This is a genomic window from uncultured Psychroserpens sp. (assembly GCF_947503375.1).
Taxonomy (GTDB): Bacteria; Bacteroidota; Bacteroidia; order Flavobacteriales; family Flavobacteriaceae; genus Psychroserpens.
The window spans coordinates 391,580-411,756 of sequence record NZ_CANNDQ010000001.1 but is presented as its reverse complement, the minus strand read 5'-3'; the positions used below and the strand labels follow the sequence as shown (position 1 = coordinate 411,756).

General features: G+C 33.1%; 23 protein-coding genes. 21 read left to right on the top strand and 2 right to left on the bottom strand.

Annotation, left to right across the window (positions count from 1 at the left end; all coding sequences use genetic code 11):
- Window positions 1-72: 72 nt before the first annotated feature.
- The 3 genes from Q0876_RS01795 (at window position 73) to Q0876_RS01785 (ending at window position 4,322) form a co-directional block, all read left to right on the top strand.
- Complete coding sequence (locus Q0876_RS01795) at window positions 73-3,087, top strand: two-component regulator propeller domain-containing protein (protein WP_299223422.1); 3,015 nt, start codon at window positions 73-75, stop codon at window positions 3,085-3,087.
- 2 nt (window positions 3,088-3,089) lie between these two features.
- Window positions 3,090-3,836 (top strand): LytTR family DNA-binding domain-containing protein, encoded by a 747-nt coding sequence (locus tag Q0876_RS01790; protein ID WP_299223420.1) that lies wholly within the window; start codon window positions 3,090-3,092, stop codon window positions 3,834-3,836.
- Between the two features lie 285 nt (window positions 3,837-4,121).
- Entirely contained in the window at window positions 4,122-4,322 is a 201-nt protein-coding gene (locus Q0876_RS01785) for a hypothetical protein (RefSeq protein WP_299223418.1), read from the top strand.
- Here Q0876_RS01785 and Q0876_RS01780 read toward each other — a convergent pair.
- Window positions 4,319-4,918 (bottom strand): riboflavin synthase, encoded by a 600-nt coding sequence (locus Q0876_RS01780; RefSeq protein WP_299223416.1) that lies wholly within the window; start codon window positions 4,916-4,918, stop codon window positions 4,319-4,321. The genes Q0876_RS01785 and Q0876_RS01780 overlap by 4 nt on opposite strands.
- 60 nt (window positions 4,919-4,978) lie before the next feature.
- Between Q0876_RS01780 and pdxA the strand changes: the two genes are divergently transcribed.
- From pdxA to Q0876_RS01690, 18 genes are all read left to right on the top strand, one after another.
- Window positions 4,979-6,025, top strand: coding sequence for a 4-hydroxythreonine-4-phosphate dehydrogenase PdxA (gene pdxA, locus Q0876_RS01775; protein ID WP_299223414.1), 1,047 nt, complete (start codon window positions 4,979-4,981; stop codon window positions 6,023-6,025).
- A gap of 73 nt (window positions 6,026-6,098) precedes the next feature.
- Window positions 6,099-6,641, top strand: a complete 543-nt coding sequence (locus tag Q0876_RS01770; protein ID WP_299223956.1) for a DUF177 domain-containing protein — start codon at window positions 6,099-6,101, stop codon at window positions 6,639-6,641.
- Window positions 6,642-6,649: 8 nt separating this feature from the next.
- A complete protein-coding gene (gene rpmF, locus Q0876_RS01765) occupies window positions 6,650-6,850 on the top strand; it encodes a 50S ribosomal protein L32 (RefSeq protein ID WP_299223412.1) in 201 nt (66 codons plus the stop codon).
- Window positions 6,851-7,029: 179 nt separating this feature from the next.
- Window positions 7,030-8,025, top strand: a complete 996-nt coding sequence (locus Q0876_RS01760; RefSeq protein ID WP_299223411.1) for a beta-ketoacyl-ACP synthase III — start codon at window positions 7,030-7,032, stop codon at window positions 8,023-8,025.
- A 37-nt stretch (window positions 8,026-8,062) separates the two neighbouring features.
- Window positions 8,063-8,548: an acetyl-CoA carboxylase biotin carboxyl carrier protein gene (accB, locus tag Q0876_RS01755; RefSeq protein WP_299223409.1), complete on the top strand. Its 486-nt coding sequence runs from the start codon at window positions 8,063-8,065 to the stop codon at window positions 8,546-8,548.
- 75 nt (window positions 8,549-8,623) lie between these two features.
- A complete protein-coding gene (accC, locus tag Q0876_RS01750) occupies window positions 8,624-9,973 on the top strand; it encodes an acetyl-CoA carboxylase biotin carboxylase subunit (RefSeq protein ID WP_299223408.1) in 1,350 nt (449 codons plus the stop codon).
- Between the two features lie 151 nt (window positions 9,974-10,124).
- A complete protein-coding gene (locus tag Q0876_RS01745; RefSeq protein ID WP_299223406.1) occupies window positions 10,125-11,234 on the top strand; it encodes an FAD-binding oxidoreductase in 1,110 nt (369 codons plus the stop codon).
- A 9-nt stretch (window positions 11,235-11,243) separates the two neighbouring features.
- Window positions 11,244-11,951 (top strand): monofunctional biosynthetic peptidoglycan transglycosylase, encoded by a 708-nt coding sequence (mtgA, locus tag Q0876_RS01740; protein ID WP_299223404.1) that lies wholly within the window; start codon window positions 11,244-11,246, stop codon window positions 11,949-11,951.
- Window positions 11,935-12,396 (top strand): 3-oxoacyl-ACP synthase, encoded by a 462-nt coding sequence (locus tag Q0876_RS01735; protein WP_299223402.1) that lies wholly within the window; start codon window positions 11,935-11,937, stop codon window positions 12,394-12,396. The genes mtgA and Q0876_RS01735 overlap by 17 nt, the downstream gene beginning before the upstream one ends.
- A gap of 35 nt (window positions 12,397-12,431) precedes the next feature.
- Window positions 12,432-12,971 (top strand): YceI family protein, encoded by a 540-nt coding sequence (locus Q0876_RS01730; RefSeq protein ID WP_299223400.1) that lies wholly within the window; start codon window positions 12,432-12,434, stop codon window positions 12,969-12,971.
- A 1-nt stretch (window position 12,972) separates the two neighbouring features.
- Window positions 12,973-14,112, top strand: coding sequence for an NAD(P)/FAD-dependent oxidoreductase (locus tag Q0876_RS01725; RefSeq protein WP_299223398.1), 1,140 nt, complete (start codon window positions 12,973-12,975; stop codon window positions 14,110-14,112).
- Window positions 14,109-14,822 carry a methyltransferase domain-containing protein gene (locus Q0876_RS01720; protein WP_299223397.1) on the top strand — a complete coding sequence of 238 codons (714 nt, stop codon included), beginning with the start codon at window positions 14,109-14,111 and terminating at the stop codon, window positions 14,820-14,822. The genes Q0876_RS01725 and Q0876_RS01720 overlap by 4 nt, the downstream gene beginning before the upstream one ends.
- A gap of 1 nt (window position 14,823) precedes the next feature.
- On the top strand, window positions 14,824-15,876 hold the full coding sequence (locus tag Q0876_RS01715; RefSeq protein WP_299223396.1) for a type III polyketide synthase: 1,053 nt from the start codon (window positions 14,824-14,826) through the stop codon (window positions 15,874-15,876).
- Window positions 15,870-16,667, top strand: coding sequence for an SDR family oxidoreductase (locus tag Q0876_RS01710; protein WP_299223394.1), 798 nt, complete (start codon window positions 15,870-15,872; stop codon window positions 16,665-16,667). The genes Q0876_RS01715 and Q0876_RS01710 overlap by 7 nt, the downstream gene beginning before the upstream one ends.
- A gap of 4 nt (window positions 16,668-16,671) precedes the next feature.
- The gene (locus Q0876_RS01705; protein ID WP_299223392.1) at window positions 16,672-17,109 is read left to right on the top strand and encodes a hydroxymyristoyl-ACP dehydratase; all 438 of its coding nucleotides are present in this window, start codon (window positions 16,672-16,674) and stop codon (window positions 17,107-17,109) included.
- Window positions 17,106-18,377 (top strand): beta-ketoacyl synthase, encoded by a 1,272-nt coding sequence (locus Q0876_RS01700; RefSeq protein ID WP_299223390.1) that lies wholly within the window; start codon window positions 17,106-17,108, stop codon window positions 18,375-18,377. Before Q0876_RS01705 ends, Q0876_RS01700 begins: the two co-directional genes overlap by 4 nt.
- 3 nt (window positions 18,378-18,380) lie before the next feature.
- Entirely contained in the window at window positions 18,381-18,635 is a 255-nt protein-coding gene (locus Q0876_RS01695; protein ID WP_299223388.1) for an acyl carrier protein, read from the top strand.
- On the top strand, window positions 18,632-19,207 hold the full coding sequence (locus Q0876_RS01690; RefSeq protein ID WP_299223386.1) for a 4'-phosphopantetheinyl transferase superfamily protein: 576 nt from the start codon (window positions 18,632-18,634) through the stop codon (window positions 19,205-19,207). Before Q0876_RS01695 ends, Q0876_RS01690 begins: the two co-directional genes overlap by 4 nt.
- Here Q0876_RS01690 and Q0876_RS01685 read toward each other — a convergent pair.
- Complete coding sequence (locus tag Q0876_RS01685) at window positions 19,197-20,108, bottom strand: ABC transporter ATP-binding protein (RefSeq protein WP_299223384.1); 912 nt, start codon at window positions 20,106-20,108, stop codon at window positions 19,197-19,199. The genes Q0876_RS01690 and Q0876_RS01685 overlap by 11 nt on opposite strands.
- Between the last annotated feature and the right edge of the window lie 69 nt (window positions 20,109-20,177).

Sequence of the window (20,177 nt, the reverse complement as noted above, 5' to 3'; positions counted from 1 at the left end):
AAAAATCCATATACTTGAAACCTTAAAACTGCGATCAAAATTGTAAGTTGCACGTAGATAAATTATCGACTATTGAAATCTTTTCTATTATATTGTTTTTTTGTTTTAGGAGGTGTGTATGTCATACAATCTCAAAATAAACAATTTAGAGCATATACCATTGAAGATGGGTTGCCTCAATCTCAAATATACGCTATGGCTCAAGACCACAAAGGATACTTGTGGCTTGGCACTCAAGGAGGTGGTTTAGCTCGTTTTGATGGAAGTGATTTTAGCGTTTGGAACGAAACAAAAGGACTAGGGTCAAATTACATTCATGCGCTTAAAGCCATAAACGACACTTTGCTTATAGGAACCAGGCAAGGTCTTTCGATTAAAATAAAAAAGAGTTTTTTAAATATTGATCTTCCTCAAGTCAATAAGATTATTCAATTTCATAAAAAAACCTACGTATTAACCAATGAGGGTGTTTACAAAATTAAAAATGACCTATCTGTCGAGAAGGTAACACTTCATAACGAAATAGATCATACCCAAACTAAGGATGCGCTTTATCTTGATGAACACTTTTGGATAGCAACTCAAAATGGACTTTGGAAACTTAAAACTCTTGAGTCTAACCCAACACTTATAGAGAAACTACAAGTGAGTGATTTCACATCTTTAGTTGGTTTCAACAACAAGATATATGCATCTACTTTTAATGATGGCACTCTAGTTTTTGATCCCAAAAATTTTAATGATGCTGTTTTAATACAAGAACCACTACGAATCAACTCAATTTCAATACAAAACAATAATGAGCTTTGGGTAGCTACAGACAATGTTGGGATTTCGATTATTAATACAAAAACACATAAAATTTTATACACGCTTAATAGTGCGAACGGATTATCTGTTCCTCATGTGAGGCAAGTATTAACAGACCAACAATCCAATCTCTGGATTGCTACATCTGGAGGTGGTTTATACAAGTACTTTCAAAATGATTTTAAACATTACAATACAGAAACTGGTTTAAATGGAAATCGTATTTATGCTGTTCATAAAGCCAAAGATGGTATTTGGATATCAAACTCTGAAGCAGGTTTAATGCGAATTGATCCAATGGGAATTCACGATATTGAAATGCCAGAGACCTTTTCAGATGCAAAAATAAAAGCGATTACCAGTGACGATAATGGAAATATTTGGGCTGGATCAGATGGTAATGGTCTACTGTTTAAAGGAAAAATAACTAAAGACTCAATAGTTGTAGATTCTTTAAAAAAATCAAAAACAAGATATCCTATAGTGATTGAGAAAGAAAAAGTTTTGAGTACTGAAACAGGTTTTCCTTTTGATTGGATACGCGCGATCTGTGCAAAAAATGATACCGTTTGGGCAGCAACATATGCTAGCGGAATAGTAAAATTTGGTTATTATCCTAATCATGATAGCTTGGCTGTTTTTAATACGTTTTCAAAGTTTGATGACATTGAAGACTTGTATATTAAAGACATGATTGCAGACAACAACAAGCTTTGGTATACAACACAAAATGGTCATATAGGTTATTTGGCAGATAATAAAGTAACTCACATTGGAGAGGTCTTAAATCAAAAAATAGCAATTAACAGCATTGTAATTCACAATAATATTTTGTTTATAGGCACAGCTGGCCAAGGAATTTGGTGGTCAAATGAACAAAGTTTAGGTGCTTTTAAAAAGCTTAAAGGCAATAAACAGATAACATCAGATAATATATATCAACTTATTTTTGATCAACAGGGTTACCTTTGGGTAGGTACAGAGCAAGGTGTAGATAAAATAGAGCTAGACCAAGATACTAACATTAGTGATGTGTTTCATTTTGGAAAGAATGATGGTTTTTTAGGCATTGAAACGTGTTTGAATGCTGTAGACTTGGACAATAAAGGGCATTTGTGGTTTGGTACCATTTACGGGCTAACCGAATATCAACCATCAACAATTAGTAAAGAATCTCAAAAGCCAAATCTATTCATAGAAGAGATTAGCGTAAACAATAAAAGCATCGATACCATTGACTTTTCTTCTTGGATCAATACCGATAAGGTTTTAAAATTCAATCCTAACCAAAGGCAAGTTAGTTTTACATATAAAACAGTTGATTTAGATCATCCAAAAGGTGTAGAGTATCGCTACAAACTAAATGATAATGATTGGAGTTCTTGGACCACAAATAGAATTCAAGATTTGCCAGAACTTAATTTTGGTGCTCATAGCTTTATAGTTCAATCAAGAAATTACAGGTGGAAACAAAGTGATCCAAAACGTTTCTTATTTTATATTGAAAATCCGTTATACACTAAAGGATGGTTTTTAAGTGTAATAGTTGTGATAGCTATTATTGTATTAATAATAGCTATACGTTCAAATATTAAAAGGATTCAACGAAAAAATACTAAAGCACAAAAACAGCTGCAATTAGAAAATCATTTATTGACTTTAGAACAAAAAGCGTTGCGCTTGCAAATGAATCCTCATTTTATTTTTAATGTTTTAAATGGAATAAAAGCCATGGCACCAACCAAACCAGAAAAAATGAACGATACGGTTAATAGCTTTGCTTCATTATTAAGAGAAACATTAACCAATTCAAGGAAAGACACGATCAGTTTAGATCAAGAAATAAAAACATTGACACATTATATTGAAGTAGAACAATTGATGGCCGAAAAACAGTTTGACTACCATATTGAATTGAAAACAGATATTGATGTAGATGAAATACTAATACCTCCAATGCTTGTTCAACCCTTTGTTGAAAATGCCATAAGACATGGAATTTTAAAAGGGCCAAGATCTGGTGTATTAGAAATAACATTTGAAACAATAAATGAAACCCTCAAAGTAACTATTACAGATAATGGAATAGGCATTTTTAACTCTCGAGACCAAAAGCCAAAAACAGACCATCAATCTATGGCATTGAAAGTGACTAAAGAGCGTTTAATCTCTATTAGTGGGGAAAATACTTTGGAAATTAAAGAAGTAAAACAAAAAGACGGAAGTACTATTGGCACAACCATTACGTTTAAAATTCCGTTACAAACAGATTATTAATTATGCTCACGGCAATTATAGTAGAAGACTTTTTAGAAGCTATGCAGCTTTTAAAAAGTGATATAGAAACCAACCACCCAGAAATTCAAATTATTGACACAGCTCAAAGTGTAGTAGAAGCCGCTAAAGCACTCAGAAAAACACAGCCAGATATATTGTTTTTAGATATCATGCTAGGAGATGGGACAGGGTTTGATGTTTTAGAAATTTTTCCGGAACTTAAATCTAAAATCATTTTTGTTACAGCTAGCGATGAATTTGCAATCAAAGCCTTTAAATTTGCAGCAATAGACTATGTATTAAAGCCTTATAATAAAGAAGAATTAGCCAACGCAATTCATAAAGCCAAACACCAAATACAACCTAATACGGAACGTCTGAGTATATTGAAACGTACACTTTCATCACCTGAAAAAGTACCAGATAGAATTTCACTACATACGCTTGATAAAATTACAGTAGTACTTATAGACGATATTGTACGTTGCGAGTCAGACAGTAATAATACCATGTTCTATTTACATGATGGACAGAAAATTTTCGTGACCAAAACATTAAAATATTTTGCTGAAATACTTAAACCCTGTGGGTTTTTAAGAGTACATCAAAGCCATTTGATAAATGTCAAATACATCAGTGCTTTTATAAAAACTGATGGCGGTTATTTAATGCTTAAAAATGGTGATAATGTACCGGTTTCAGTTAGAAAAAAGGCTGAGGTAATTGAAGTTTTAGATCAAATGTACTGATAGCGCTTTAATTTGTTCTTTTAAACTCCTTTTTTAGCAATTAAAAACCAAAATCATTATTCTTTCGTAAGTATTTGAGCATTAAATTAAAACACGACTCAAATTAAAATTAAAATAACCTTGAATTGCTTTTAATTAATACAAAAAAGTATATATTTGAGCGTAGTAAAAGTTAAATAAATCTTATCAAAAAGCTGCATTTCGTCGATGTTTTTTGCTTTTTAAAGATGATTTTTTGCTATTTTATTTTGTCAGTACCGTTTTTTTTATACTTTTACCGAACTAATGAGAATACAAAACAAGACATATTTAGCCTCAATCTTATTTGTATTAATAAGTTTTGTATCTACAGCTCAAGGCGGAACACCTCCACCACCAGGTCCACCTCCACCTCCTGGGTTGCCTATTGATGATTACTTACCATTGTTTTTGGTTGTAGCATTGATCTATGGGATTATTCGACGTATAAAACTTTCTAGACACTAAGAACGCATCGCATGGTTCTCGTGTAACCTTTTGATATATTTCCCAATAAGATCAAATTCTAAATTTACTAGAGTTCCTTTGGTAAACATTTTGAAGTTAGTATGCTCATACGTATAAGGAATAATAGCAACGCTAAAAGTACTAATTTTTGAGTCTACTACTGTTAAACTTACGCCATTTACAGTGATCGATCCTTTTTCAATAGTGATATTATTTAGTGATTTATCATATTGAAAAGTAAACACCCAACTTCCGTTAGCAGTTTCAACAGATGTACATATAGCAGTTTGATCAACATGACCTTGTACCATGTGACCATCAAGTCTATCACCTAGCTTCATAGCGCGTTCCAGGTTTATAATATCACCTACCTTTAACACACCTATATTGGTTTTATCGATAGTTTCTTTAATGGCCGTAACAGTATAGCTATCATTTAAAAGTTCTACTACAGTTAAACAAATGCCATTATGAGCTACGCTTTGATCAATCTTCAATTCTGAAGTAATATGACTTTTTATCGTTAAATGAAGATTATCTCTGTCTTTAGTAAGCTTTGTAATGACGCCAAGATCTTCGATGATTCCTGTAAACATAGTGTCGAATAATTGGTTAAATTTGCAGTTGTAAAATTACGGACTATAGATTACATCTAAATGGAAAAAGACAAAAAAATAAAACTAGGAATCTCAATTGGAGATCTAAACGGAATTGGGTCAGAGATTATCATAAAGACCTTTGAAGACAATCGAATGTTAGAGTTTTGTACCCCAGTTATTTTTGCATCAATTAAAACCATGTCTTTTTTTAAAAAACATTTTAAAAGTAGCATAAATTTTCATGGCATTAATCACCTCGATCAAATAATTGCAGGTAAAATTAACGTGCTTAATGTTTGGAAAGAAGGTGTGATCATAAATTTTGGTGAAGAAAATACAGAAATCGGATTGTATTCAGTTAAATCGCTTGAAGCAGCAACCAATGCATTAAAGGATGGAAGTATAGATGTTCTAGTTACTGCGCCTATTCATAAACACAATATACAATCTGAAAGTTTCAAATTTCCTGGACATACAAATTACCTTGCTGAAAAATTAGAAGGCAACAGTTTAATGTTTATGGTGACAGAATCATTAAAAGTAGGATTACTTACAGACCATGTTCCTGTAAAGGATGTTCCACAACACATCAACGCTGAATTGATTGAAGAAAAAGTGGCAACAGTTTATGAGTCATTAGTTAAAGACTTTAGAATTAGTAAGCCTAAGATAGCTGTACTAGGCATAAATCCTCATGCTGGAGATAATGGTGTTATTGGAGAAGAGGATGATACTGTTTTAAAACCTACACTTGAGCGTATAAGGGAAGATAAAAAATTGGTATATGGTCCATATTCGGCCGACAGCTTTTTTGGTTCAGGTAATTACAAGAATTTCGATGCAGTTATTGCAGCTTACCACGACCAAGGTTTAATTCCGTTTAAAACGATAGCTTTTGGACATGGCGTAAATTTTACGGCTGGCTTAAACAAAGTTAGAACATCTCCAGATCACGGAACAGCTTTTGAAATAGCAGGAAAGGGGGAAGCAGATAATGGGTCATTTAAAGAAGCCGTTTTTACAGCTATACACGTTTTTAAAAACAGAAGAGAGTACGAATTAATGTCTAAAAACCCATTAAAACCAAGACCAAAAAAGATATAAACATTTTTTGTTTATAAACAATCGTAGAATAAATAAAAATGCATATATTTGCAGGCTCAAAATGAATGCGATGATGAAGCCTTTAAAGGAATTTACGATACCTTATGTTGGTCTTAAGATAGGAAAGCACCATTTTGATTATCAAATTGATAAAACGTTCTTTGAACATTTTGAGTATGATGATTTTAATGATGTAAACATTAACACAACGTTGGTTTTTGAAAAGAAAACGACTTTATTGGAACTACATTTCGATGTTTCAGGTTTTGTAAATGTAAATTGCGACCTTACAAATGAACCCTATGATCAATATGTCAAGGGCGATTTTGATTTGGTTGTTAAATTTGGCGAAGCATATAACGATGACTTTGAAGATATCGTTATTTTGCCTCATGGTGAATACGAAATAAATGTAGCGCAATACATTTATGAATTAATTATTCTATCAATGCCAGCTAAACGCATACATCCTGGTATTGAAGATGGTACATTGGATTCAGAAATACTTAAAAAGTTAGAAGAATTAAGCCCTAAAGGTTTAGAAGAAAGAGAAGAAGCATCTGAGGATATTGATCCTCGTTGGAATACATTAAAAAAACTATTAACGGATAAATAACATATAAAATGGCACATCCTAAAAGAAAGATATCTAGAACAAGAAGAGATAAGAGAAGAACACACTACAAAGCGTCTGTTCCTACTATAGCTACATGTCCTACAACAGGAGAAGCACATCTTTACCATAGAGCACATTGGCATGAAGGTAAGCTTTATTACAGAGGTCAGGTTTTAATAGATAACTCTGAAGAAGAAAATTTAGCATAAGTATTATGTACGCATACAATAAAACGCTCAATATTGAGCGTTTTTTTTATGTTTAATTTCTCAAAGTCTTAAAAACGACTTAATTTGCGCCATATTCGTTCAAAATTTAGTAAATTCATTAAAATTTTACCTTTTTTTGACGATTTTTGCCTTTTTGAGACTATTTTTAAAAATTTAGTATGAGTAAAATCACAGCTGCAATTACAGGAGTAGGAGCTTATTTACCTGAATATAGGTTGACCAATCAGATTTTGGAAACGATGGTTGATACTAATGACGAATGGATTACAACGCGAACAGGAATTAAAGAACGTAGAATTCTTAAAGAAGAAGGTAAAGGCACCTCTTACTTAGCTATAAAAGCTGCCCAAGATCTTATCGATAAAAAAGGAATTGATCCTAAAGAGATAGAATTAGTAATTGTTGCAACCGCTACACCTGATATGAAAGCCGCTTCTACTTCGGCTTTTACAGCTACCAATATAGGAGCTACTAATGCATTTTCTTTTGATTTAGAAGCTGCCTGCTCAAGTTTTCTTTATGGCATGTCTGTTGCCGCACGCTATATCGAATCTGGAAAGTATAAGAAAGTATTGCTTGTAGGAGCTGATAAAAATTCGTCAATGATTAATTATGAAGATAGAGCTACATGTATCATTTTTGGTGATGGAGCAGGTGCTGTTTTATTTGAGCCTAATCATGAAGGGTATGGTTTGCAAGATGAATTATTAAGAAGCAATGGCGAAGGACGTGAATTTCTTCATGCTCAATATGGTGGATCTTCGTATCCATCAACTCCAGAAGCTGTTGCAGAAGGAAAACACTTTGTGTTTCAAGAAGGTAAAACGGTTTTTAAGAATGCTGTATTTAATATGGCTGATGTAACAGAACGTATCCTAAAGCGAAATAATCTGACCAACGATGATATATCATGGTTAGCTGCTCATCAAGCCAATAGAAGAATTATCGAAGCAACTGCTAATAGAGTGTCTTTAAATCCTGAAAAGGTAATGATGAACATCCATAAATATGGAAATACAACATCAGCGACACTACCATTACTATTGCACGATTATGAATCACAATTAAAAAAAGATGATAAAATTATATTCGCAGCCTTTGGAGGCGGATTTACTTGGGGCTCTATTTATTTAAAATGGGCTTATAATTCATAACCAACTTTTAACTAACTAATTAAAAAGACTATTAATTATGGATATTAAGGAAATTCAAAACTTAATCAAATTTGTGGCCAAATCAGGTGCAAGTGAGGTTAAATTAGAAATGGATGATGTTAAAATCACCATAAAAACTGGATCAGATGACAAAGTAGATTCTACAACTTACGTTCAGCAAATACCAGTAAATCAGCCAGTCGCACAAGCAATACCAGCCGCTGCACCAGCTCCTGCTGCTGCACCAGCTGCTGAAACTCAAGCTGCGTCTGATGATTCAAAATATATAACTATTAAATCACCAATCATAGGAACATTCTACCGTAAGCCATCTCCAGATAAACCTGTATTTGTTGAGGTAGGTTCTTCAATTGGTGAAGGCGATGTCTTGTGCGTCATTGAAGCGATGAAATTATTTAACGAAATCGAATCTGAGGTATCAGGTAAAATCGTTAAAATTTTAGTAGACGATTCATCTCCAGTAGAATTTGATCAACCACTGTTTTTAGTTGATCCATCATAACCAAATTTAAAGTTCCAAAATACAAATCCTTAACTATTGGAATTTGGAATTTGAGATTTTAAATAGTAATAAGTTATGTTTAAAAAAATATTAGTAGCCAATAGAGGTGAAATAGCACTACGTGTTATTAGAACCTGTAAAGAAATGGGTATCAAAACAGTAGCTGTTTATTCTACTGCTGATGCCGAAAGCTTGCATGTAAAGTTTGCCGATGAAGCAGTTTGTATAGGACCACCTTCTAGTAGTGAATCTTACCTGAAAATCTCTAATATCATTGCTGCAGCTGAGATTACAAATGCTGATGCTATCCATCCAGGATACGGGTTTTTATCTGAAAATGCTAAATTTTCAAAAATTTGTGAAGAGCACGATATCAAATTTATAGGTGCTTCACCAGAAATGATTGACCGCATGGGAGATAAGGCAAACGCTAAAGCAACAATGCTTGCGGCTGGAGTGCCATGTGTTCCAGGAAGTGAAGGTATTATTGAAGATTTTGAAGAGTGTAAAAAACTAGCTGAAGAAACAGGATATCCTGTTATGCTTAAAGCATCTGCAGGAGGTGGAGGTAAAGGAATGCGTGCTGTTTGGAAACCTGAAGATCTACAAAATGCATGGGAGTCTGCACGAACAGAATCTAAAGCAGCTTTTGGTAATGACGATATGTATATGGAAAAGCTTATTGAAGAACCACGCCATATCGAAATTCAAGTTGTTGGAGATTCTACTGGTAGAGCATGTCATTTATCTGAACGTGATTGCTCAGTACAACGTCGCCACCAAAAATTAACTGAAGAGGTTCCTTCGCCATTTATGACCAAAGCTTTGCGTGAAAAAATGGGTAAAGCCGCAGTTAAGGCTGCAGAATATATTAAATATGAAGGTGCCGGAACCGTTGAGTTTTTAGTTGATAAGCATCGTAATTTCTATTTCATGGAAATGAATACGCGTATTCAAGTTGAACACCCTATTACTGAACAAGTAATCGATTTCGATTTGATTCGTGAACAAATATTAGTAGCAGCAGGTGTACCAATTTCAGGAAAAAACTATACTCCAAACTTACACTCTATTGAGTGTCGTATAAATGCTGAAGATCCATTTAATGATTTCAGACCATCACCTGGGCGAATTACAACCTTACATGCTCCAGGAGGACATGGAGTACGTTTAGACACACATGTTTATGCAGGCTATGTGATTCCACCTAATTACGATTCAATGATTGCAAAGTTAATTACCACAGCACAAACGCGTGAGGAGGCAATTAACAAAATGAAACGTGCTTTAGAAGAATTCGTCATCGAAGGGATTAAAACAACAATTCCATTCCACAGACAATTAATGGAGCATCCAGATTATTTGGCAGGCAATTATACCACTAAATTTATGGAAGATTTCAAAATTCAACCTGAAGAAAACTAATACTAAACTCCGAAATTTATGTTTCGGAGTTTTTTTTGCTGTTTCGCTTTATTGCTAATGCAATACACTGTCAGGCTTTCATTACTCACTCTCTAAGAGGAACTCAAACACATTGTTCAATCCTTAACAGAAAAAGAAGTAAATTAGAACGATGAATTTAAGTTATTGGGAAATAAAAACATGGCTCACCAATGTGGATTATACCATTATTGGTAGTGGTATCGTTGGTCTAAATTGTGCTTTACAATTAAAAAAACGTTTCCCTAAGGCTAAAGTTTTAATTTTAGAAAAAGGAATGTTACCTCAAGGCGCTAGTACTAAAAATGCAGGTTTTGCTTGTTTTGGAAGTTTAAGCGAAATTATAGATGACCTTAAATCACACACTAAAGAAGATGTTTTCCAGTTAGTGGAAAGCCGCATCAACGGGTTGAAACTATTAAGAACAACTTTAGGAGATAATACAATTGATTACAAGCAACTTGGCGGCTACGAGCTATTTACAAAAAAAGGTCATTTATTAGAGCTTTGCAAAGCGCAAAAACAATCTGTAAACAATTTTTTAAAACCACTTTTTAATGAAGATGTATTTAGTTTTAAGCGCGATATGTACGGTTTTAAAAATTGTAAAGACACATTGAGTTTTAATCAATTTGAAGGCCAGATCGATACTGGAAAAATGATGGAGGCCTTATTGAAAAACGCGTTAGAACATGATGTCAAAATTCTCAATAATGTTTTCGTGAAAGGATTTTCAGAAGATTCAAATTCAGTAAAGATAAATACGAATGTATTTGAGCTGTCAACTTCTAAGTTGTTAATTGCAACTAATGGATTTGCTTCAACACTAAACATTGAGCGCGTGAAACCCGCCAGAGCTCAAGTTTTAATTACAAAGCCAATAAAACAGCTTCATATTAAAGGGACTTTTCATTTAGATCAAGGGTATTATTATTTCAGAAATATTGATAATAGAATCTTATTTGGTGGTGGGCGCAATCTTGATTTTAAAACCGAACAAACCACAGAACTAGCACAAACAGAGCTAATTCAAAATAAACTAGAAGAACTTTTAAGAACTACTATTTTACCCACAACACCTTTTGAAATAGATTGCAAATGGAGTGGTATTATGGGTGTTGGGCAACAGAAAAAACCCATCGTAAAACAATTAAGTAATCATGTGTTTTGTGGCGTAAGGTTAGGTGGTATGGGAGTCGCTATTGGTAGTTTAGTAGGCAAAGACCTTGCTAACCTAATTTAGATATTGGCCATGAAATTAATTAAACGATTTTTTAAGTTCATATTCAAAATACTGTTCTGGCTTTTTATATTTTCTGTTGTTTTGGTTGTTGTTTTCAAATGGGTACCAGTACCTATCACGCCTTTAATGATCATTAGAAATGTAGAGCAATCAAATACTACTAAAAACACAAAACAACATGATTGGGTCCCTATTCAGAAAATATCATATAATTTACAACTGGCAGTGATTTGTAGTGAAGATCAAAATTTTTTAAAACACCATGGCTTTGATATTGAAGCCATTGAGAAGGCCTATAAAAACAATAAAAAAGGGAAAACACTTAAAGGCGCAAGTACCATTAGTCAGCAGACAGCAAAAAATGTTTTCTTATGGCCAGAGCGTAGTTGGTTTCGAAAAGGTTTGGAAACCTATTTTACATTTTTAATCGAATTGATTTGGAGTAAAGAGCGTATCATGGAAGTGTATCTAAATAGCATTGAAATGGGGCCTGGAGTTTATGGTGCTGAAGCTGCTGCTCAATATTGGTTTAAGAAGTCTGCCACACAACTAACAAAACATGAAGCTGCAGCTATTGCTTCTATATTGCCTAATCCATTACGTTACAAAGCCAATCCAACAACCTCATACATAGAAACTAGAAAACGATGGATCATTACTCAAATGGGCTATTATGGGCAATTAAATTACCTTGATCAAGATGGCAAAAGAAAGTAATATCAAAAAAGAATTGTTTTCACAATGTCAAATATTTATTGACAATCGTTTACAGACCATCAAAAAGACAATTCATGAGATACAAGAATCGTTGACTTCCGAAACAAAAAGTTCAGCAGGAGATAAACATGAAACAGGTCGCGCGATGTTGCAGTTAGAACGTGAAAAAGTAGGCCAGCAGTTGGCTGAAATTCAAAAAACAAATCAACTCTTATCTAAAATAGAAATTTCGAAGACTTCAGAGGTTATAGGAATAGGATCTCTAATATATACGACTAAAGCCAATTATTTTATTGCCATTAGTGCTGGAGAATTAAAAGTTGATGATGTATCATTTTATGTCATTTCAGCAAATACACCGATTGGTAAATTGCTTTTAGGTAAGACTATTGGCGACCAGATTCAATTTAGAAATCAAAACTTTAAAATTATTAAGACTATCTAGTTTTATCTAAATCATTTTCAGCGTATCTTTAATACATGAAAAAGATAAAAATCATACTTATACTATGTATGAGCATACTATTCTCATTTGTAGGAGGAGCTCAAGATCTTATCACTCAAATTTCAGTAGATTTTAAAATTAGAAATTTAGGAATTAATGTTGACGGAACTTTCAATAATGCCACAATTACGACAAATTTTAAAACTAAGGATATTTCAAAATGGACATTATCTGGTAGTGTAGAAACTGCATCTATCTATACAGAAAATGATAAAAGAGATACACATCTTAGAGCTGAAGATTATTTTGATGTTAGTACATATCCAAAGATAACCTTAGAAGCTAAGAATTTTAAAAAAATTTCAGAGAACAACTACGAGGTCACTGTAAATCTTACGATAAAGAAAACAACAAAGACGATAATCATTCCAATGGAAATTACAAATAACGATAGTGGCTCAACCTTAAAAGCTTATTTTGAGATCAATCGTCGCCATTATGGTGTAGGCGGAAGCAGTTTTATATTATCAAATACGGTAAAAATTAATGTAAATCACACCTTAAAAAAAGGTTGATTTGAGTAATGAAATTTCAAAATATGATGTGGTTATTATTGGAGGCGGCTTAGCTGGTTTATCCTGTGCTATTCATTTGTCAAAACACAACTTAAATGTTTTGGTTGTAGAAAAAAACCAATACCCAAGACATAAGGTTTGTGGTGAATATATCTCAAATGAGGTCTTGCCATATCTTACATTTCTTGATATTGACGTGTTTAAGTTAGGCGCAAAAAAAATCAATAAGTTTCTACTTTCAACTACAAAAAGTAAATTTATTTCTGCGACATTACCATTGGGTGGCTTTGGTATTAGCAGGTTTTGTTTAGATCAGGCTCTAGCAAAAAAAGCGGTCGAACAGAAAGTAGTTTTACTTCAAGATTCTGTCGTGGACGTTGATTTCTTTAAAGATACCTTCAAGGTAAAAACAAAACGCAACCACTACTTTGAATCAAAAATTGTAATTGGTGCCTATGGGAAACGTTCAAATCTCGATGTAAAATTGAATCGGCAGTTTATTAAAAGTAAATCGCCTTACTTAGCAGTAAAGAAGCACGTTCAAGTAGATTTTCCAGAAGATCTAGTAGCACTTCATAACTTTGAAGGCGGATACTGTGGCGTTTCTAAAATAGAAAGTAATCATACCAACTTATGCTATATCACAAATTATAACGTATTTAAAAAATACAAGAGTATTGATGAATTTCAACAGAAAGTAATTTTCAAGAATCAGTTTTTGAAAACCATTTTTCAAGAATCAGTTTCTGTTTTTGATCAACCTTTAACGATAAGTCAAATCTCTTTTGATAAAAAAGATCCAGTAGATAATCATATACTCATGTGTGGTGATACTGCAGCCTTAATTCATCCACTTTGTGGTAACGGAATGAGTATGGCTATTAGAAGCGCTCAAATAGCATCAAGATTAATTGTTAAATATTTTAATTCTGAAATTTCTAATAGAGAAGCTTTAGAAAAGCAGTATTTTAGAGAATGGAATAAGGCTTTTAAATCGAGATTGAAAATGGGGCATCTTGTCGCAAAAGTATTTGACAAGCCTAAATTTTCTGAAATTTTAATGCAAGGCTTGAAGAGATTTCCTAATCTTTTACCTCATATTATAAAGCGAACACATGGTAAAATAATGCAAACAGAATGAGTATTCTAGTCAATACAAAATATAGAAGCAATCAAGAAGAAATTATGGACGACATGGATTACAATGGTCCAATGCTACATGATGCGCTCAATAAATTGGCTAAAATAAATCAATGGTTAGGGGGAAATAAGGTAACTATTGATGGACTCAAAAAAATTCTCAAAGGTCATTCAAAAAACAAACCAATAACCATCATAGATTTAGGTTGTGGTGGCGGAGATATCCTTAGAGTCATATCCAATTTTGGAAGGCAAAATAAGTATAGCTTTAATCTTATAGGTATTGACGCTAATAAACACACGATCAACTATGCTGAATCATTATCTCAGACCTATGATAATATACAATTCTTAGCCATAGATATTTTTTCAAATGACTTCAATAAATTAGAGTTTGATATTGTATTAAGTACATTGTTCATGCATCATTTTAAAGAAAATGAACTAATTTCATTTTTAAAGCCAGTATTGAGAAAAGCAAAACTTGGAGTCGTAGTGAATGATTTACACCGACATAAATTGGCTTATTATTTATTTAGGCTATTATGTATAAGTATTAAAAACAAAACCATTATTGAAGATGGATTAACCTCTGTTCTTAGAGGGTTTAAGCGACAAGAGTTAGTAAAATTGTCAAAACAATTAAACGCAAACTATAACATACAATGGAAATGGGCATTTCGTTACCAATGGATTTTGAAGTATAAGTAATATGAGCGTAAAAATAACTTCAGTAGCCAAGCAGCTGCCAAAATATACTAGAAACACCAAAGATATTATTCCGTATTTGAATATCTGGTTATCTGGACAAGACGAGCGTTTTCGACGAAAAGTAATCAAGCTTTTTGAGAATGCAGGCGTAGACAGACGTTATTCTATAATGGATGCAGAAGATGTGTTTACAAAAACATCATTTGAAGAAAAAAACACTATTTATTCAAAAGAAGCCATAAAACTAGCTGAATACTCTTTGATTAAGGCTTTAGAAAAAGCAGATTTAAAACCAAATGACATTGACTATATCATCACAGTAAGCTGCACAGGAATAATGATTCCTTCTATAGATGCTTATTTGATCAATAATTTAAAAATGAAACAAGATATTGTACGACTTCCTGTAACCGAAATGGGTTGTGCTGCTGGTGTTTCTGGGATTATCTATGCCAAAAATTTTTTAAGATCAAATCCAAATAAACGAGCTGCTGTTATTGCCGTTGAATCACCTACAGCTACATTTCAGTTAGATGATTTTTCAATGGTCAATATCGTAAGTGCAGCTATTTTTGGTGATGGTGCTTCGAGTGTTATTTTATCATCTTATGAAAATGAACAAGGACCAAAAATCATTGACGAAGCCATGTATCATTTTTACGATGCCGAAACCATGATGGGTTTTAAATTAGTGAATACTGGATTACAAATGATTTTAGACAAAGCTGTACCCGAAACTATTTCAGAACATTTTCCTAAAATCGTACACCCATTTTTAAAGCAAAACCAAATAACAATTAAAGATATTGATCATTTGATTTTTCATCCTGGAGGAAAAAAAATTGTACAAACAGTTGAAGATTTATTTGGCTCATTAGGTAAAAATATAGACGATACCAAAGCGGTACTCAAATTATATGGTAACATGAGTAGTGCTACTGTATTATATGTTTTAGAGCGATTTATGGACAAACAATTACCAAAAGGAGATCGAGGATTAATGCTGAGTTTTGGACCAGGCTTCTCAGCACAACGCATATTATTAGAATGGTAAGAGAATTTCAAAACAAAAACTATTGGGCACTCATTTTGGGTGGTTCAAGCGGATTGGGTCTCGCAACAGCAAAAAAATTAGCGAGACACGGAATGAATATTTGTATTATTTATCGAAATTCTAGAATACAAGAAGATAGAATCTCAGCAGAGTTTAACATAATCAAGGCAGAAGGCGTTCAATTTAAGTCTTATAATCTAGATGCTTTTAAACTAGAAAAAAGAGAGCAAATTATTTCAGAATTAAGGGTACTATTTCAACATATTGGAAAAATTAGAACGTTAGTTCATAGTGTTGCTAAAGGGAATTTAAAACCAATGCTAGATAATGAAAAACCAACATTAAAAAATGATGATTTCAATTTAACCATTAATGCTATGGCTATTAGTTTATACGATTGGACTAAGGCCATCTTTGAGGCAAAGTTGTTTGCTGAAGATTCAAGGGTGCTGAGTTTTACTAGTGAAGGAAACATCAAAGCTTGGAAGAATTATGCTGCTGTATCTGCAGCAAAAGTAACATTGGAAGCGATAACGCGAAACATTGCTTTAGAATTTGCGCCTTTTGGAATTAGAGCAAATTGTATTCAAGCAGGAGTAACAGATACGGCATCATTTCGATTAATTCCTGGTAACGATCAAATTAAAGCCCATAGCTTAAAGCGTAATCCATTTAAACGCCTGACACGACCTGAAGATGTAGCTAATGCTGTCTATTTATTAAGTAAGGATGAAGCGAGTTGGATTAATGGTTCAATCATACCAGTTGATGGTGGTGAACATGTGAGTTAAATATATGACAGTAGATCAAATCATAGCCTTATTACCTTATCAAGATCCTTTTCTGTTTGTTGATGAATTAACAGAGGTGTCTTCTGAAGGTATTACAGGAAATTACACTTTTCAAAAAGATGCATATTTCTATCAAGGTCATTTTAAAGATAAACCAATCACTCCTGGAGTCATTTTAACTGAGTGTATGGCACAAATAGGGCTGGTATGCTTAGGAATTTATCTCTTAAAGGAAACACTTTTTGAAAGCAATCAACCACAAATCGCTTTAACATCATGTAAAATGGATTTCTTTTTGCCTGTATATCCTGATGAGAAAGTCATTGTAGTTTCTGAAAAAGAAGTATTTAGATTCAATAAACTAAAATGCCAAGTAAAACTTTTTAATAAAAAAAAAGAACTCGTATGCCGAGGTGAAATTTCTGGAATGATAAGCGTATGAAAAATAGAGTTGTCATCACAGGCTTAGGTGTCGTTGCACCAAATGGTGTTGGATTAGAAGCCTTTTCCAAAGCTATAAAACAAGGAGATTCTGGGATCACCTTTCATCAACCATTAGCCGATTTAAATTTTTCTTGTAGTATAGGAGGTGTGCCAGAAGTTAGTGAAGAAAAAAAATTAGAATACCTATCACCTCTTCAATTAAGAGGTTTCAATAGTTCTGGAATTTTATATGGTTGTATGGCTGGTATCGATGCATGGAAGGATGCTGGATTAACTGTTGACGCAAAAAGCAAATTGGACTTTGATAGCGGAATTGTTTTTGGCACAGGCACGTCAGGTGTTGAAAAGTTTAGAGAAGCGATCTACAAGTTAGATGATAAACAAGTGAAGCGTTTAGGAAGTACTGTTGTTGTGCAAACAATGGCTAGTGGTATTAGTGCTTTTTTAGGTGGAATACTTGGAGTAGGAAATCAAGTAACGACTAACTCTTCAGCTTGTACAACAGGAACTGAAGCCATTTTAATGGGATACGAACGTATCAAGAATGGTCAAGCAAAACGAATGTTGGTTGGTAGTTGTAGTGATGGTGGCCCTTATATTTGGGGCGGTTTTGATGCCATGCGTGTTATGACTTACAAACATAACAAATCGCCTAAAAAAGGCTCTAGACCAATGAGTGCAAGTGCATCAGGTTTTGTTCCAGGCGCAGGCGCAGGCGCTTTAGTTTTAGAATCTTTAGAAAGTGCTCATGAAAGGAATGCAACGATTTATGCTGAAATTTTAGGTGGACACCTCAATTCTGGCGGACAACGACAAGGCGGAACCATGACAGCTCCAAATGCAGAAGCTGTAATTCGCTGCATTACAAATGCTGTTGAAAATTCGGAAATTCGTTCAAATGATATAGATGCCATTAATGGTCATTTAACTGCAACTTCAAAAGATGTTTTAGAGATAGAGAATTGGGTTAAAGCTTTGGGTCGAAAAGGTAAGGTTTTTCCTTATATTAATTCTTTAAAATCTATGGTAGGTCATTGTTTAGCTGCAGCTGGAAGTATTGAAAGTGTAGCTACTGTACTTCAATTGAAAGATCAGTTTTTGTTTCCCAATCTCAACTGCGAAGATATTCATCAAGAGATCTCTAATTTGATTTCAGAAGAACGTATAGTAAAACAATTATTAAAAACGGAGATTAATATCGTAGCAAAAGCTAGTTTTGGTTTTGGCGATGTGAATGGTTGTATTATCTTTAAGAGATATTATTAAGCCATGACCAAAGACGAACTTATCTCAAAATTAAAAACAATTGTTCAGCCTTATATTCAAGATGAAGAGGCCTTCAATAACCTTTCAGAAAAAACAGATTTTATTAACGATCTAAAGATTAATTCAGCAAATCTTGTTGATGTTATTTTAGATGTTGAAGATGAATTCGACATTAGAATTGAAAATGAAGATATGGAGAAAATGATTTCTGTTGAAGCAGTAATGGCTATTGTTAACGAAAAACTTTCAAAAAAATGATTGGCAACGATATTGTCGATTTAAAGCATATAACTCAAACGTCTAATTGGCTACGCCCGCGTTTTTTAGAGAAAATATTTACTCGAAAAGAACAAGAAATCATTTTAAATTCTGAAAACCAAAATCAAAAGGTCTGGTTGTTTTGGAGTATGAAAGAAGCTGCCTATAAGAGTCATATTCGATACAATAATAAGCGTTTTTTTAATCCAAAAAAGTTTGAATGTAAGCTAAATTCAAAATCAAAAGGTGAAGTTCTCTTTGAAAATACTATTCATCACACATTTTCTGTTATATCTAAAGATTACATTTATACTATCGCACGACAAGACGTTGAACATAAAATAGAATCATCAATAATTATGGTAGATGCATCTTCATATTTTAAACAAAGTATGCTGCTAAGGGATTTTTTTCTGAAATCAATTTCTAAAACTAAAGAGTTAGATTTAAATACATTGAGTATTAGAAAATCTCAATTAGGTGTTCCTGAACTTTTCAAACTTACTAAAAAGCTTCCTTACGTCTTTTCTTTCACGCATTGTGGCCACTACGCAGCATTTGTTATTTGCTGATTTTCAAAAAGATCTCACTATTAGGCTCCAGCGCAACATGGTGTTCAAAAAACAAAAATGTATGTTCATGTATTACTTCGATTAAGTAATAGTTTCCTTTGAAATATGACCCAAGAACTAAAACTTTTAAATTTGAATGCTCAACTATTTTTAGCTGATGTGCATAAACGATTTCGTCATTAATGCTATTAAACTCACTAAAAAAAGCTGCTACCAATGACGTTTTTGGATTGCTATACAAATTTTCTGGAGTATCATAAGCTTCAATTCGATTGTTATTAAGAAAAAGTATTTTATCACTATATCCAAGAACATCATCTTTATCATGAGTTGCTACAATACAAGTTATTTTTTTGTCTTTTAGATACTTGAAAATGTTTCTACGTAATGATTGTTTTTTAAAGCTATCAATATGACTAAAAGGCTCATCAAGTAATATTACCTCAGGTTGTTTAGCCAAAGCTCTTGCCAGAGCTACTCGTTGTTTCTGTCCACCACTCAGTGCCTTAACTTTTGTTTTTGCATATTGGGTAAGTTCGACAATATCTAAAAGTTCAGCAGTACGTTTTCGTTTTTCTTCTCGATAAAAGTTTGATAAGAATTTACCTATATTCTCTTCCACTGAAGTATAAGGCATTAAGTCAAATTCTTGGCTAACATATTTCATAAAATCATAACCAATGACTAGATTAAATTTTGGTCCTAAGATTTGTTGATCTTTCCAAAATATAGTTCCTTCGTTTAAATCATATTCACCATAGAGTAGTTTGAGTAAAGTTGTTTTTCCAGAACCACTTTCTCCAATAATAGAGAGGTGCTCTCCCAGGGTTACATTAAAACTGATCTCATTTAAGATATTCTGTTTTTTGTAACTAAAAGTGAGTTTATTAACTTGAAGCATGTTGCAAAAATACTACAAAAAAAAGCCGCTATTTATATAAATAGCGGCTTTTAAAGTTTATTTAATAAA

Coding starts and splice junctions, on each gene's coding strand:
- Q0876_RS01730 (WP_299223400.1), top strand. CDS start 12,432: ATGAAAAAGATAAAAATCATACTTATACTATGTATGAGCATACTATTC.
- Q0876_RS01685 (WP_299223384.1), bottom strand. CDS start 20,108: ATGCTTCAAGTTAATAAACTCACTTTTAGTTACAAAAAACAGAATATC.
- Q0876_RS01720 (WP_299223397.1), top strand. CDS start 14,109: ATGAGTATTCTAGTCAATACAAAATATAGAAGCAATCAAGAAGAAATT.
- Q0876_RS01690 (WP_299223386.1), top strand. CDS start 18,632: ATGATTGGCAACGATATTGTCGATTTAAAGCATATAACTCAAACGTCT.
- Q0876_RS01745 (WP_299223406.1), top strand. CDS start 10,125: ATGAATTTAAGTTATTGGGAAATAAAAACATGGCTCACCAATGTGGAT.
- Q0876_RS01700 (WP_299223390.1), top strand. CDS start 17,106: ATGAAAAATAGAGTTGTCATCACAGGCTTAGGTGTCGTTGCACCAAAT.
- Q0876_RS01780 (WP_299223416.1), bottom strand. CDS start 4,918: ATGTTTACAGGAATCATCGAAGATCTTGGCGTCATTACAAAGCTTACT.
- rpmF (WP_299223412.1), top strand. CDS start 6,650: ATGGCACATCCTAAAAGAAAGATATCTAGAACAAGAAGAGATAAGAGA.
- accB (WP_299223409.1), top strand. CDS start 8,063: ATGGATATTAAGGAAATTCAAAACTTAATCAAATTTGTGGCCAAATCA.
- Q0876_RS01710 (WP_299223394.1), top strand. CDS start 15,870: ATGGTAAGAGAATTTCAAAACAAAAACTATTGGGCACTCATTTTGGGT.
- Q0876_RS01785 (WP_299223418.1), top strand. CDS start 4,122: ATGAGAATACAAAACAAGACATATTTAGCCTCAATCTTATTTGTATTA.
- Q0876_RS01695 (WP_299223388.1), top strand. CDS start 18,381: ATGACCAAAGACGAACTTATCTCAAAATTAAAAACAATTGTTCAGCCT.
- mtgA (WP_299223404.1), top strand. CDS start 11,244: ATGAAATTAATTAAACGATTTTTTAAGTTCATATTCAAAATACTGTTC.
- Q0876_RS01760 (WP_299223411.1), top strand. CDS start 7,030: ATGAGTAAAATCACAGCTGCAATTACAGGAGTAGGAGCTTATTTACCT.
- Q0876_RS01705 (WP_299223392.1), top strand. CDS start 16,672: ATGACAGTAGATCAAATCATAGCCTTATTACCTTATCAAGATCCTTTT.
- accC (WP_299223408.1), top strand. CDS start 8,624: ATGTTTAAAAAAATATTAGTAGCCAATAGAGGTGAAATAGCACTACGT.
- Q0876_RS01715 (WP_299223396.1), top strand. CDS start 14,824: ATGAGCGTAAAAATAACTTCAGTAGCCAAGCAGCTGCCAAAATATACT.
- Q0876_RS01770 (WP_299223956.1), top strand. CDS start 6,099: ATGAAGCCTTTAAAGGAATTTACGATACCTTATGTTGGTCTTAAGATA.
- Q0876_RS01790 (WP_299223420.1), top strand. CDS start 3,090: ATGCTCACGGCAATTATAGTAGAAGACTTTTTAGAAGCTATGCAGCTT.
- pdxA (WP_299223414.1), top strand. CDS start 4,979: ATGGAAAAAGACAAAAAAATAAAACTAGGAATCTCAATTGGAGATCTA.
- Q0876_RS01735 (WP_299223402.1), top strand. CDS start 11,935: ATGGCAAAAGAAAGTAATATCAAAAAAGAATTGTTTTCACAATGTCAA.